The organism is Sphingobium quisquiliarum P25 (assembly GCF_000445065.1).
Classification (GTDB): domain Bacteria; phylum Pseudomonadota; class Alphaproteobacteria; order Sphingomonadales; family Sphingomonadaceae; genus Sphingobium; species Sphingobium quisquiliarum.
In genome coordinates this window covers 1-14,778 of the sequence record NZ_ATHO01000173.1, presented here as the reverse complement: position 1 = coordinate 14,778, position 14,778 = coordinate 1, and the positions used below count along the sequence as shown (strand labels likewise).

The 14,778-nt window shown below is 63.4% G+C and carries 7 protein-coding genes and 1 tRNA gene; 5 read left to right on the top strand and 3 right to left on the bottom strand.

What is annotated here, in order from left to right; translation table 11 throughout:
• Both L288_RS43545 and gltB read left to right on the top strand, forming a co-directional pair.
• A partial coding sequence (locus L288_RS43545; RefSeq protein WP_021240072.1) for a DUF2059 domain-containing protein occupies positions 1–654 on the top strand: 654 nt, incomplete at its 5' end.
• Positions 654–5,189, top strand: a complete 4,536-nt coding sequence (gene gltB, locus L288_RS41450) for a glutamate synthase large subunit (RefSeq protein ID WP_021240071.1) — start codon at positions 654–656, stop codon at positions 5,187–5,189. The genes L288_RS43545 and gltB, both read left to right, overlap by 1 nt.
• A 76-nt stretch (positions 5,190–5,265) precedes the next feature.
• On the opposite strand, the gene L288_RS41445 is transcribed toward gltB, so the two are convergent.
• Entirely contained in the window at positions 5,266–5,751 is a 486-nt protein-coding gene (locus L288_RS41445) for a hypothetical protein (protein WP_041208828.1), read from the bottom strand.
• Positions 5,752–5,899: 148 nt separating this feature from the next.
• Here L288_RS41445 and L288_RS41440 point away from each other — a divergent pair.
• A tRNA-Leu gene (locus tag L288_RS41440) sits at positions 5,900–5,986 on the top strand.
• A gap of 72 nt (positions 5,987–6,058) precedes the next feature.
• Here L288_RS41440 and L288_RS41435 read toward each other — a convergent pair.
• Complete coding sequence (locus tag L288_RS41435; protein ID WP_021240069.1) at positions 6,059–7,534, bottom strand: MFS transporter; 1,476 nt, start codon at positions 7,532–7,534, stop codon at positions 6,059–6,061.
• A gap of 275 nt (positions 7,535–7,809) precedes the next feature.
• A complete protein-coding gene (locus L288_RS41430; RefSeq protein ID WP_236613087.1) occupies positions 7,810–12,657 on the bottom strand; it encodes an autotransporter domain-containing protein in 4,848 nt (1,615 codons plus the stop codon).
• Between the two features lie 485 nt (positions 12,658–13,142).
• Between L288_RS41430 and L288_RS43790 the strand changes: the two genes are divergently transcribed.
• Together L288_RS43790 and L288_RS41425 are read left to right on the top strand one after the other, a co-directional pair.
• Positions 13,143–13,472 carry a helix-turn-helix domain-containing protein gene (locus L288_RS43790; protein ID WP_201766671.1) on the top strand — a complete coding sequence of 110 codons (330 nt, stop codon included), beginning with the start codon at positions 13,143–13,145 and terminating at the stop codon, positions 13,470–13,472.
• 68 nt (positions 13,473–13,540) lie between these two features.
• Positions 13,541–14,778 (top strand): IS1380-like element IS1247 family transposase (locus tag L288_RS41425; RefSeq protein WP_031304986.1); only part of this gene is annotated, 1,238 nt, incomplete at its 3' end.

The following is a 14,778-nucleotide window of genomic DNA, read 5'->3' as shown; positions in this document are numbered from 1 at the left end:
CCGGCGCGGGTCGCGGCGGCGCGGCCTGTGGTGGACAAGATCTTTCCGGCGGGCACTTACCGCCGGATGATGGACGGCACCATGTCCAAGATGATGGACAGCATGATGGATGGCGTCATGAAGATGCCGATCGCCCAGCTCGCGCGCATCGGCGGGGTGCCGCAGGACAGGCTGGCCAGCCTGGACGAAACGTCGATAGAGCAGATCAGCGCCATCGTCGACCCCAATTTCCGCCAGCGCACCAAGCTGGGCATCGACGCGATGATGGCGTCGATGGCCGACATGATGGACGGTTTCGAACCCAAGGTGCGCGACGCGCTGACCCGCGCCTATGCGCGCAAGTTCGACGGCAGGCAGCTCAGCGAACTGGCGGCTTTCTTCAACACGCCGACCGGCGGCCTGTATGCCCGCGAGTCCATGATGATGTTCATGGACCCGGAGATTATGGGCGAGATGCAGGCGCTGATGCCTGAGATGATGCAAAAAATGCCCGATATGGCGGCCAGGGCGGAAGCGGCGGCGAAAAGCCTGCCGCCGCCGCGCAAGATCGCCGACCTGTCGCCTGATGAGCGCGGCAAGCTGGCGAAGCTGTTGGGTGTCAAGGCGAGCGATCTGACCGATCAGCCCGCCACCAGTGACGAAGGGACGAAGTGATGACCGACCAGACCCGCTATATGGCGAGCCCCGAGGAGCGCGCTCGCATCGCGGCCGAGGGCATGTATCATCCCGAAATGGAGGGCGACGCTTGCGGCGTCGGCCTGGTCGCCGCGACGGACGGCCGCCCAAGCCGCCGCGTGGTCGCCAGCGCGATCGATGCGCTCAAGGCCGTGTGGCACCGTGGCGCGGTGGACGCCGATGGCAAGACCGGCGACGGCGCGGGCATCCATGTCGACCTGCCGGTGCGCTTCTTTGACGACGCGATCGCAGATTCCGGGCACAAGCCGCTTCCCAACCGGCTGGCCGTCGGCATGATCTTCCTGCCGCGCACCGATCTTTCGGCGCAGGAAACCTGCCGCACCATCGTCGAGAGCGAGATCATCGACGCTGGCTACACCATCTATGGCTGGCGCCAGGTGCCCGTCGACGTGTCCGTCATCGGCGAGAAGGCGCAGCGCACGCGCCCCGAAATCGAGCAGATCATGATCGCCGGGCCGATGCCGGAGGAACGCGACATCGCCGAGTTCGAAAAGGACCTCTACCTCATCCGCCGCCGGATCGAGAAGAAGGTGATCGCCGCGCAGATCCAGGATTTCTACGTTTGTAGCCTGTCCTGCCGGTCGATCATCTACAAGGGGCTGTTCCTCGCGGAATCGCTGTCGGTCTTTTACCCCGACCTTCAGGACGAGCGGTTCGAGAGCCGGGTGGCGATCTTCCACCAGCGCTATTCGACCAACACTTTCCCGCAATGGTGGCTGGCCCAGCCCTTCCGCACACTGGCGCATAATGGCGAGATCAACACGATCCGCGGCAACAAGAACTGGATGAAGAGCCACGAGATCAAGATGGCTTCGCTGGCCTTCGGGGATCATAGCGAAGACATCAAGCCCGTGATCCCGGCCGGTGCGTCGGATACCGCCGCGCTGGACGCCGTGTTCGAGGCGATCTGCCGTTCGGGCCGCGACGCGCCGACCGCGAAGCTGATGCTGGTGCCCGAAGCCTGGCAGGCGGCGAACGAAACGCCGCAGCCGCACATGGATATGTATGAATATCTCGCCTCCGTGATGGAGCCGTGGGACGGCCCTGCCGCGCTGGCGATGACGGACGGCCGCTGGGTCGTGGCGGGCGTGGACCGCAACGCGCTGCGTCCGCTGCGCTATACGCTGACGGGCGACAATCTGCTGATCGTGGGTTCGGAAACCGGCATGGTCGTGGTTCCCGAAGCGACCATCGTGCGCAAGGGCCGCATGGGTCCGGGGCAGATGATCGCCGTCGATCTGGCCGAAGGCGTGATCTACGACGACAAGGAGATCAAGGATCAGATCGCGGGCGAACGGCCCTATGCGGAACTGATCAAGGACTTCATGCGCGTGGATGACCTGCCGCAGGCGCAAAGCGCCCTGCCGCAGTGGGACAAGGCGGAGCTGACGCGCCGTCAGGTCGCGGCCAATATGTCGCTGGAGGATATGGAGCTGATCCTGGCCCCCATGGTCGAGGATGCGAAGGAAGCCGTTGGCTCCATGGGCGACGACACGCCGCTGGCGGTCATTTCCGACAAGCCGCGCACGGTCAGCCATTTCTTCCGCCAGAATTTCAGCCAGGTCACCAATCCGCCGATCGACAGCCTGCGCGAACGGCATGTGATGAGCCTGCGCACCCGCTTTTCCAACCTGCACAACATATTGGAGCAGGATGCGCAGAACAGCCATGTGCTGGTGCTGGATTCGCCGGTGCTGACTTCGTCCGAATGGGCGCGGTTGAAGGCGCATTTCGGCCCGGCGGTGGCGGAAATCGACTGCACTTTCCCGGCCGAGGGCGGGCAGGAGCAGCTGCGCGCGGCGATCGCCCGTATCCGCGAGGAAGCCGAGCAGGCGGTGCGCGAAGGCCGCACCGAAATCTTCCTGACGGACGAGCGTAGCGATGCCGGCAGGATCGCCATCGCGGGCGTGCTGGCGGCGGCGGCGGTGCACACGCACCTCGTCCGCAAGGGGCTGCGCAGCTACGCGTCGATCAACGTGCGCTGCGCCGAAGCGCTCGACACCCATTATTTCGCCGTGCTGATCGGCGTGGGCGCGACGACAGTGAACGCCTATCTGGCCGAAGCGAGCATCGCGGACCGCCATGGGCGCGGCCTGTTCGGCGACCTGACGCTCGACCAATGCTTCGAACGGTTCCGCACCGCCATCAACGAAGGCCTGCTCAAGATCATGTCCAAGATGGGCATCGCGGTCATCAGCAGCTATCGCGGCGGCTATAATTTCGAAGCGGTCGGCCTGTCGCGCGCGCTGGTCAACGACCTGTTCCCCGGCATGCCCGCGAAGATTTCGGGCGAGGGCTATCAGTCGCTCCACTACAGCGCCAAGCTGCGCCACGACATGGCCTATGACAGCGCGGCCGTGCGCCTGCCGGTCGGCGGCTTCTACCGCCAGCGCAACGGGGGTGAGACCCACGCCTATTCGGCGCAGCTCATGCACCTGTTGCAGACATCGGTCGCGACCGACAGCTATTCCACCTATCTGCAATTTTCGCGCGGAGTGCGCGACCTGCCGCCGGTCTATCTGCGCGACCTGCTGGAGTTCAACTTCGCGCGCGAAGCGGTGCCGATCGACGAGGTCGAGGCGACCACGGAAATCCGCAAGCGCTTCGTGACGCCGGGCATGTCGCTGGGGGCATTGTCGCCCGAAGCGCATGAGACGCTGGCGATCGCAATGAACCGCATCGGCGCGAAGGCCGTTTCCGGCGAGGGCGGCGAGGATGCGAACCGCTTCAAGCCCTATGAGAATGGCGACAATGCCAACAGCGTGATCAAGCAGATCGCGTCGGGCCGCTTTGGCGTCCATGCCGAATATCTGGGCAGCGCCGAGGAAATCGAGATCAAGGTCGCACAGGGCGCCAAGCCCGGCGAAGGCGGCCAGTTGCCCGGTTTCAAGGTGACCGAGTTCATCGCCAAGCTGCGGCATTCGACGCCCGGCGTGACGCTGATCTCGCCGCCGCCGCACCATGATATTTATTCGATCGAGGATCTGGCGCAGCTCATCTACGACTGCAAGCAGATCAACCCGCGCGCGCGGGTGTGCGTCAAGCTGGTGAGCCAGGCGGGCATCGGCACGGTCGCGGCGGGCGTGGCCAAAGCTCATGCGGACGTCATCCTGGTCGCGGGCCATGTCGGCGGCACCGGCGCTTCACCGCAGACGTCGATCAAATATGCGGGCACGCCGTGGGAAATGGGCCTGTCGGAAGCCAATCAGGTGCTGACGCTCAACGGGCTGCGCCATCGGGTGAAGCTGCGCACGGACGGCGGGCTCAAGACCGGGCGCGACATCGTGATCGCGGCGATCCTGGGCGCGGAAGAGTTCGGCATCGGCACACTGTCGCTGGTCGCCATGGGCTGCATCATGGTGCGCCAGTGCCATAGCAACACCTGCCCCGTGGGCGTGTGCGTGCAGGATGAAAAGCTGCGCCAGAAGTTCACCGGCACGCCGGAGAAGGTCATCAACCTCATGACCTTCATCGCCGAGGAAGTGCGCGAGATACTGGCGCGGCTGGGCTATCGCAGCCTGGACGAGGTGATCGGGCGGACGGAGCTGCTCAAGCAGGTCAATCGCGGGGCCGAGCATCTGGACGACCTCGACCTCAACCCCATCCTCGCCAAGGTGGATGCGCCCGACGAGCAGCGGCGTTTCAGCCTGACCGAATGGCGCAACGAGGTGCCCGACAGCCTGGATGCGCAGATGATGCGCGACGCCAAGGCCGTGTTCGAGCGTGGCGAGAAGATGCAACTCACCTACACGGTCCGCAACACGCATCGCGCGGTCGGCACCCGGCTGTCGGCGGCGGTGACCGAGCGGTTCGGCATGTCGACGCTGGCGGACGGCCACCTGACCGTCCGCCTGCGGGGAAGCGCGGGCCAGTCGCTGGGCGCGTTCCTGTGCAAGGGCATCACGCTGGAAGTGTTCGGCGACGCCAACGACTATGTGGGCAAGGGCCTGTCAGGCGGCATGATCGTCGTGCGCACGACCGTGTCCTCGCCGCTGTCAAGCAAGGACAACACGATCATCGGCAACACCGTGCTGTACGGCGCGACGGCGGGCAAGCTGTTCGCGGCGGGCCAGGCGGGCGAGCGTTTCGCCGTCCGCAACTCCGGCGCGCAGGTGGTGGTCGAAGGCTGCGGGGCCAATGGCTGCGAATATATGACCGGCGGCACGGCGGTGATCCTGGGGCGGACTGGCGCGAATTTCGGCGCTGGCATGACCGGCGGCATGGCCTTCATCCTGGACGAAGACGGCAGCTTCGGCGCGCGGGCGAACCCGGAAAGCATCGTCTGGCAGCGGCTCGACAGCGCCTATTGGGAAGCGCAGCTCAAGGCCCTGATCGCCGAGCATGCGGTGGCGACCGACAGCAAATGGTCGAACACCATCCTTGACGACTGGGACCGCTGGCGGCGCTATTTCTGGCAGGTCTGCCCCAAGGAGATGGTGAACCGGCTGGCGCATCCCCTGAGCGACGCGCAGACGGTGGCGGCCGCGGAATAAGGGATAAGGGCGGCCTTGTTTGCTGATCTTTGCGCGTCAGGCGCGAAGATCAGCGGGCCGCCCCGTCTCTGCGATATCAGGGTATCGCCACTACAGGCTGGACCTGAACCGGCGCGGCTGCCGCAACGCCCTGTGCGATCCGCATGGGCGAAGGCGCGGCATCCTCACCCTTGGCGAAGCGCTCTATGCGGTCTGGAAGCTGATGGACGGGAGACGGTGGCGTGTCATCCACCTGCGCCATCAGATCCTCCGGCTCATCGGATCCTCTCGCCTCATAATCCTGCACCACCGGATCGTCATAGCCACTCCATGAGCCGTAGGATGCCTGCATCTGCCGCTGCGCCAGCGTCGGTCCGCAACCGGTGCACCGCACCTCGACCGGGCCGTTGAGCGCGGTGGAATCCAGCGGCATCCCCTGCCCTTCTTCCGAAAAGGCCATGCCGTCATCATAGGCTGCAACAGCAGCGCGCGGCGGCGTGACGGCGTAGAAGCCCAGCCCAAGACCGCCCGCGAGCGCCGCGCCTGCGCTCGCCATGCTGAACAACCAGAAACGGGCCGACATGCTGGCACTCTCCATCATCTGTCCCGCCCCGCCATTCCCTTCACGGAAAAGAAAACGCGCATGAAGATCGGTTGTTGCATGGGTCTAAAGCCTTTGCTAAGGGCCGCCTCCTATCAGGTGCCGGTCCTGCCGGTTTCCCTTCAGATGTGCGGTCGTGGCGGAACTGGTAGACGCGCAACGTTGAGGTCGTTGTGGCCGAAAGGCCGTGGAAGTTCGAGTCTTCTCGACCGCACCATCTTTATAAATCCGGCCTTCAGGATCACCGGCGCATATGCCGGTTCGGGCGCGGCTTTGGGCTTTCCTGATATTAAGCAGTTCCTTCCCGCACCGGCTGGTGTCCGCTCATCTCAGCGCCTGCATCTGGAGCGAAACGCCGGTTCCAGATGATGGCGCAAGCGGAGATGCTCGCTACGATCAGGAAGGCGACGGAGAAATCAGCCAGCGTGAGGCTGGCGCGCCCCGCAAGCAGCGGCCCCAGCTCAAGCGCCGCCGCCGCCGTGCAGATGCCGAGCGATAGCGTGAGTTGCTGAAAGGTCGCGTAGAAGCTCGTCGCCGCGCTCATCCGGCCTTTGTCGACGTCGGCATAGGCGATCGCGTTATAGCCGGTAAACTGGAAGGAGGTGAAGAAGCCGGACAGGGCCAGCACGCCGACGATCGCAGCCATCGGCCAGTCAGGACGGAACAGGGCGCAAGTGGCGTAGCCTGCGCTGCTTATCAGCCCCGATACGATCAGGCTGTTGCGGAACCCCCACCGCCGCAGTACGCGCGGGGCCAGCGCCTTCATCGCCAGCGCGCCGATCGCGCCCGCCATGGTGATCGTGCCAGTGGCCGCCGCCGACAGGCCGAAGCCGATCTGAAACATCAGCGGCAGCAGGAACGGCTGCGCACCCTGGGTTATGCGGGTAAGCGAACCGCCGATGACGGAGAGGCGGAAAGTGGCCACCCGCATGAGTGCCGGGTCGAGGATCGGGTCGGCGGTGCGGCGCGCATGCCGCGCATAGCCGATGCCGAGCAGCGCACCGGCGACGAGCAACGCCAGCGCGATGCGCCCCGTGCCCGGACGGCTCGCCAGTTCGAAGCCGAACAGCAGGCAACTGAGCGCCAGGCCGGAGAGCAAGAAGCCGGGAACGTCGAAGCGCGCGCGGGCGTCTCCACGCACCTCTGGCACGATCATCAGCGCGCCCGCCACGCCCAGCAGCCCGATCGGCAGGTTGAGATAGAAGATCCAGCGCCAATCGAGCCAGGTGACGATCAGGCCGCCGAGCGGTGGGCCGAGGATGGGTCCCGCCAGCGCGGGCATGACCAGCCATGACAGCGCCTGGACCATATCCTCCTTGGCGACGCTGCGCAACAGCAGGAGGCGGCCCACCGGCACCATCATCGCGCCGCCAATCCCCTGCGCGAACCGGGCCGCCACCAGCATCGGCAGCGACGCCGCCTGAGCGCAGGCGATCGATCCGATGAGGAAAAGGACGATGGCCCAGCAGAAAATCGTTCGAGAACCGAACCTGTCGCCCAGCGTGCCGCTGGCCGGAATGAACAGTGCGAGCGCAAGCAGATAGCTGGTGAGCGCAAGGCTGAGGCTGGTCGCGGGTACGCCCAGGTCGCGCGCCATGGTGGGCAGCGCGATGGTCAGCACCGTGCCGTCGAGCTGCTGCATGAACAGGGCGGACGCGACGACAAGCGCGATCATCTGGTAACGCCGCGGCGCTGCCTTTCCCGGCGGCGTTCCCGCGACCGCATCGACGCCGGGCGCCAACCCATCGCCCGCATCCGCGCTCATCGACGCCAATCTGCTTCTCCGCCACCGCATCCGTACCTGCTCGCATCCTGAAGGGTCTCGGATGTCCAAACACTCCTGAAGCGTTTCCGGCAACAGGATGGCCGGATTTGCTTTGGAAGCGGTGCGTTGTGAAAATTGGAGCTGGGCCCGCGCATGTGAGCTTCGTTCATCTCACATTATGACGGCAGCGGTGCCCAATGGGCTATGGCGGCACCCACGACATAAAAAAGGGCGCGCCGAATTCGGCGCGCCCAGTTGTTAGGGGTAAGAAGAATTTAGAAACCGAAGCTGATGCCGCCCCGGATCTGTCCCAGGCTGTTGTGCCCGCCGAAGCCATAGCCACCGGACAGGAACAGATTGACGCGCTTGTTGACCGAAGCGTCGATACCCAGTTCGACAAGGCCATGGCCATCCGGGTCCACGCCATCCAGGCGGAAGGCGTTGCCGCCACCCACATATTGGACGGTGCGGTCGCTGCCGATGTTACCCTGGAAGCTGTACTGCACCTTGGCATAGGGGCGGTAAGCAATGCCTTCGGCATCACCCAACAGAGCTCCCGCCTTCACGCCGATGACCGGCTGGAAGACTGTCTTGGACGCATCATCCACATGGAGTCCAATGCCCGCGCCACCTTCTTCGGTGAAGCCGTTCATCGACCAGCGGCGGAGCGCCAGCTTGCCGAAGGGCGTCACGACAAGGCCGTTACCCGCGGCGAAGTCGTAGCCCAGTTCCAGGCTGGCATCCCACTGCGAACCCTTGAAGTCGCCTTCAATGGTCCGGGCCAGCAAGGCCAGATCGCGTTCGACTTCAAATTTGGAGAAACCATAGGCGAACTGGAAGCTGCCATAGAAGGGGCCGAAACCCTGGGTCGCATAGGCACCGATGGTATAGGTGCGAACCTGCGCTTCTTCCGGCGAACCCTTCGCGGTCACGTCATGCTGGCCATAACCGAAGCCGATGCCGAAGACGCCGTCTTCCTGGTAAGCCACATCAACACCGAAAGCGCCGCCATAGCTGTTGGTCTTAATCTTCGAAGCGCCAGACTTGGTGCCGCCCGTCTTGGCGAAATTCGCCGAGGGGTTGAACCAGATTTGGGTGCCCAGCGCTTCGCCATAGCCACGGCGAGCCGCAAGACGATTGATCGTGGTGTTGAACACCGCGTTCTGATCAACCGCGGCAAGCGAACCGTAGATCTCAGCCGAGGAAAGCTCGTTGAAGACCTGCGCTGCTTGCGCGCTGTTCAGGCGCCAGTCGAGACCGGCGGCGATGTTGGCGATGTCCTGCGCATTGGCGATTTCGGTGACCGAAGCAAAGCCGTTGCCGCCAGCGGCGTCCGTCTTCACCCGGGCGATGACATCCGCCAGAGCACTATCCAAACCAACGGCGGCTGCCGCAGCATTGGGGTTGGTCGCGCCAACCGCATAGCTGTTGCGGGTCGCCTCGATCGACACGGTCTTGGCGGCCGCGTCATGCTTCAGTCCGAAAGTCACGAACTGCGAGCTTAGCGAAGACGCTGCGGTCGCCGTCACGTCACCCGTGCCGGTATAGGTGAACAGCGTATAGCCATCGCCGGTCGAATAGAGGCTGTCCTTCGACACCGTCACCGCGACCTTACCAGCCAGGTTCAGGTTACCATCCACCGTGACCGAGGACGGGGTCGAGAAGACACCGGCATTGGTCGGAGTGGTGAAGTAGGGAACGCTTACGCCGCCGGTGATCGGCCCCAGCAGTTCAGGCGAACTGCCGCCATCATTGACGGACAAGTTGCCGAAGCGAACCAGCGAGGGGTTGACGCCGACCACCGTCGTGCCGGTGGCACTCTGGTTATAGTCGCCCTGCTGATAGACTTCGATGCCCTTGATCGCTTCCGGCCCCGGAGTGACGATGCTGTTGCCGACGGACTGAACAAAGGTCGGAGCGCGACGGCCCAGGACAAGGGTGGCGTCATTGTTGATATTACCCTTGATCCCGAACACTTCGTCAGTGCCGGTCACGTCGAGCTGAACTTCGCCAGCCTGAACGTTGAAGTTGCCGACATCCAGCGTCCATGCAGCCGGGTTTGCACCTTCCGCCGGGACATATTCCGACCCGGTGATGACGAAGGTGCCGGTGCCGGTCTTGTTCAGCGCCGTTGCGCCAAGCACCCGCACTCCGGTGGTGCCGAACAGCCCCTGCGCCTCTTCCGGCAGTTCAGCGGCCGGACTGAAGTTGGCGAAGGCCGCGGGCGATACCGGCTTGAACTCGCTGGCACCCAGGAAGCCGCTGCCGTTCAGGTTGACAGTCGTGTTCGTCAGATATGCGCCGCTATCGTCGCGCTGTGCGTCGATATCGCCCAGCGTGATCGACCCGTTGTTCAGGTTGATCGTAGCATTGATATCAGCCGTCTTGACCGCCTGTTCGCCATTGACGCTCAGGTTGAACTTCGCCGGATCGACTTGGCTGGCATCCAGAGCAACGCCGTAGGAGGCGAGCGCCGAACCCAGATCAGAGGCGACATCATCCTGCGTCACGACTGCGCCGCCGACCACGAAACCGCGCGATACGCCATTCTGGTCCACGGTGTAGGTCTGGGCCGCCAGGACGGGATCGACCGTTACGCTCGTGGTCGTGATGTCAGCATTGACGGTAGCCGTGCCGCTGAACTGCGATCCGCCAAGCGTGGTCGTGCCAGTCAGCACGCCATTGTTCGTGACAGTGCCGGTGATACCTTCCAGTTCGAGATCGCCGAATGCGATTCCGCTGTTGGTGAAGGTTGCGCTGCCGCCGGCGGGCGTGGCGTTGACAGTCGCAACCACGTTGCGGCTACCGATATCGGCCGGATTGGTGTCGGTGACGGTAAGGCTGCCGCCGCCATCCAGCGCAGAAACGCTGAACTGATTGCCGAAGCCTTCCGTGCCGAGCGTGCCGTTGTTGGTCAGCGAGGCCGACGTCAGGCCTTCGACAAAGACATCGCCGATGGCCGTCCCATTGTTGATGACAGATGCCGAACCACCCACGGGCGTACCCGTGAAGGTCGTCACTTCACTGACAGGAGTAAATCCGTCGGCTGCATAGGTGGTGACGACCTCTTCCGTGCTGTCAAAGCCGAGGCTGGTGGCGTACAGGCTGCCGCCAGAGCCGAAACCGGCATCTCCGATGACGCTGCCTTCTTCGATGGTGATCGATGCGCCGCCCTGGCCCGAGGCGAAGAGGTTACCCGCAACGCTCGGAACGCCCTGCTTCGAAGGTGCATTCACGGCGATGGAGGCTTGTCCGCCAACGGACGTATCACTGTTCCGGCTGGTTACCTGGGTCAGCCTGTCCACGCCGCCCGTCACGGCATATTCGGCGATGTCTTCGCTGTTGAACAGGGCGCTGTTAGCGGACGCGCTGACCGAACCGCCAACGGAGCCGGTAATGTTGGCTGTGGCGTTGCCGAAGCTCGACTGGACATCGGCGCCGCCTTCAATGCGTCCCGCATTGTTGAGCGTCGCATTGCCTGCGACGGCAGGGGCCGAATTCACCGTCGAACTGGTGACCATGGCTGTGCCGTCACCCGCCGCATCGGTGGTGCGAGTGCTGGACGAAGTGATGCTCGCGTCAGCTGCCGTGCCGAAGGTGGGACCCGTCAGACCGGTGCTGACGAACACATTCTGGCCCACCGTCGCCGCCGAACCGATGTCCGCAGAGGCGGAGGCCGTACCCCGAACGGTGACCCCGCCATCGACATTGCTCGCGCCCTGGATCGACACGGAAGCCGCGCCGCCGGTCTGACTCTGGCTGACTTCGAAATCGCTCGTGGACGTGGTGCCTTGCAGAACGCCCGCATCATAGGAGTCGGTGGTTTCGGAGCTGGACGCAACGTCGATCAGGAAACCCTGGCTAGTCGAGTTGACACTGCCGGAAATCTGACCGCCATTGATGTTGACGGCGCTGCCGCCGTTGCCGGACGAATTCACATTGCCGCCGAAACCCAGGTCATTGCGGGCAACTGCGCCGCTGACATTCACCGTGCTAACGCCGCCGGTGGTGGTGACCTGATTGGTGGCGGTGCTGCTGGACACGACAGTGCCGGTGCCAGCCCCATCGCGGGAATCCGTGACCACACCGACATTTTCGCTGTTCTGCGAAGTGCCCTGAGCCGTCGACGAAACATTGCCGTAGACGGTGCCGCTGACGGTCGCGGTGCTGTTCTTGCCCGAGACCTGGCTGATGCTGCCGTCATTGCCGGCGCCGAAGTTCAGCGATCCGTTGATGCCGGCATAGGTGCCGGTGACATCGCCGCCGACGGTCTGCGACGAGCTGCTGGATTCCGTGGTGGTTGTCGTGCCCGAAACAGTGACCGTCGGCCCCGTGCTGGTGAAAGTGCTGTTCTGGCTGGTAGCGTTGGTCCGGCCCAGCACTTCGCCATTATTGGCGATGGTGATCGCGCCCGATTCCGAATCTGCCGTCACGTCGCCGCTGATGCGCCCGGACGCGCCATTGCTGACCGAGATTGCGCCACTGGTAGTCGAGGCTAAGGCATCACCATCGATGCTGCCGCTGTTCGCGATGCCGACTGTTCCGGTCGTGGCAGAGCCCAGCACATTGCCTGCAACCGAGCCGTCATTGTTGATTTGGACATTTCCCGCGTCGAGCGCCGATGCGGAAAGGCTGCCATCCACGGCGCCCGTCAAGCCATTTGCGAGGCTGACATCCCCAAAGGCCGAGCCGGTGACGCTGCCACCCACCGCGCCATTATTGGTGATCGCCACCGCGCCGCCGAAGTTCGCCGCACCGATATTGCCGATGACTTCCCCGTCATTGGTGCCAGTGAAGCTGTTAGCAGCGCTGGCAGCACCTACGCCGCCAAAGCTGACACCTGAGACGCGACCGTCATTGGTGAGCGTGATCGCCCCGTCGCCTTCGCCAGCGGCGTAGCCGCCCGCCACGAAGTCGTAGCCGATGCTCGCCCCGCTAATGTCCGCGCCAGTAGCGACGGTGACCGTCAGATCAGGATTGGCGGGGGTGGTGATTGCAGTGTCAATGTCAGCGTTGACCGCAGCGCCAGTGCCTGCGCCGCTAGGCACGGCGACCGTAGCAGGCGCCGCCCAAGCTCCGCCTGCATTGGCGATAAGAGCCACCGCTGGCATGGATGCTGACAACAGCAACATCCGATGCAGTTTCGAATTATTTCTCATTCATCTTTCCCCTAGTCCATCGTGCGAAGCCGCGACGGGAATGGCGCAAGGGATTAGGTGACCGGAGCGACGCCGACGGTCATGAGCCGCATGTGTCTATGCGGTGAAGTCTCTTCACCCCCTGCACGTACCCAGACGCACATATGTGCGTATGCGCAACTTGCGCAAATCTCCTATGCGTAAATTCCGTTACACGCAAACCGTTTCTGCTCACTCATGCGCACATAATGCAAATGCGTGGTAAGATTGGGCAGAAAATACCAGTTTCATTGCGCACAACAGAACTTTAGATGCGCAAATTGTATAGATGTTCAATATGCGTATTGGAGGTTTGCACCATCCAAGGACAAGCAATTAAATTCGCGCAAACATGACATCCGCTGGAGAAATCCCGGCGAATGTTGTTTCCTAAGCGGTCGCACAAATGTGCCCAAAGCAGGCGCGAAAAAATGCCTTACGGTTACGAATGGGATCAGCAAAGGGCACGCGGGCTGATCGGCTGCCTGATCGAGGAAACCGGCTTGTCCGCAACAGAGATTGCACGCCGGTCGGGTTTGGCCCCTTCGACGCTAACCCGCATCTATCCGACTCCCTCGGTAGGCTACTCCCTATCGGCGCGCAGCATAACCAAGCTCAAGGAAGCGTTTCCCGAAGCTTTCGCCATGTGCGAGGCGACAGCGGACACTCCGTCTTCGCAAGCCATATCCCCGGTCCTCAAAGACCGTTCCGTTCCTTTCGCTCCCTATGGTGAAACCCACATTTCCCAAGTAAGGCGCTGATTTCGCTGTCCTGACCATTATATTTCCTATATAAAACATGGTGTTGAAGGCTGCGAGGGGCGCGTTTCATGGATCACCCAGAGGGTGCGGGCTTGCAACGGGCAGATCGGGTGGATTTCGACCCTCGCGTGCGGCTGGAATTTCGCGGCACGCAGCTCAGTTCCGACGGCGGCCTTCTGGTGATGCGCGAGCTTGATGACGCGCTCGGGTTGTCCGATTTGGCGTCAGCGGCGCTGCGCGATACTCGCTCTGGCAAGAACACGGTCCATCGGCTCGACGGCCTGTTCCGGCAATCAGTCTTTGGGCGGCTGGCCGGATACGAGGATGTCAACGACGCCAACCGTCTCGCCTGCGATCCGGTCATGCGCCAAGTTGTCGGCGGCAGAGCGGTCGATGCACAAGCGGCCTCGGCATCGCAGATGGGACGGTTCGAGACCGAGACGCTGGCTCTGGCCGGGAACCGTGCCGCGCTGGCCGACCTGAACGGGCAATGGATCGACCGGTTCCATGACCGTAACGGGCTGAAGTACATCGTTCTGGACATGGACAGCTCGGTCAGCCCGACCCATGGCGACCAGGAAGGGTCCGCCTGGAATGGCCATTTCGACTGTAGCTGCTATCACCCCAACTTTCTGTTCAACCAGTTCGGGATGCTGGAACGCTGCGCCCTGCGCCATGGCAACGTCCACAGCGCCGATGGCTGGCGTGATGTTCTCGACCCCGTCATTGCGCGCTACGCGGAGCGCGACCTTGGTGGCAGGTTCTTCCGGGCCGATGCTGCCTACGCGATCCCGGCGATCTATGAGCGATTGGAAGAAGCGCGGTTCTTCTACGCCATCCGGCTGCCCGCAAACGCGGTCCTCAAGGACAAGATCGCGCATCGGCTAACGCGCCCTGTCGGGCGGCCGTCACTGACCAAGGTCAAGCGGTTCTTCGAGGAATTCGAGTATCAGGCGGCGTCCTGGGACAAGGAACGCCGGGTGATCGCCAAGATCGAATGGCATCCGGGCGAACTGTTCCCGCGTGTCGGCTTCATCGTCACCAACCTGCCGATGGAGCCGGACTGGGTGGTGCGGTTCTACAACCAGCGCGGCACCGCCGAGCAGCACATCAAAGAGGGCAAATACGCCTTTCGCTGGACGCGGCTGTCGTGCCGGAAGTTCCGCGACAATGAGGTGCGGCTGCAACTGCACGCCCTGGCGTACAACCTGGCCACCTTCTTGCGCTGCATCGAGCTGCCCGAGGCCATGGCCGACTGGTCGTTGACCAGCCTGCAACTGAAGCTGATCAAGATCGGGGCACGTGT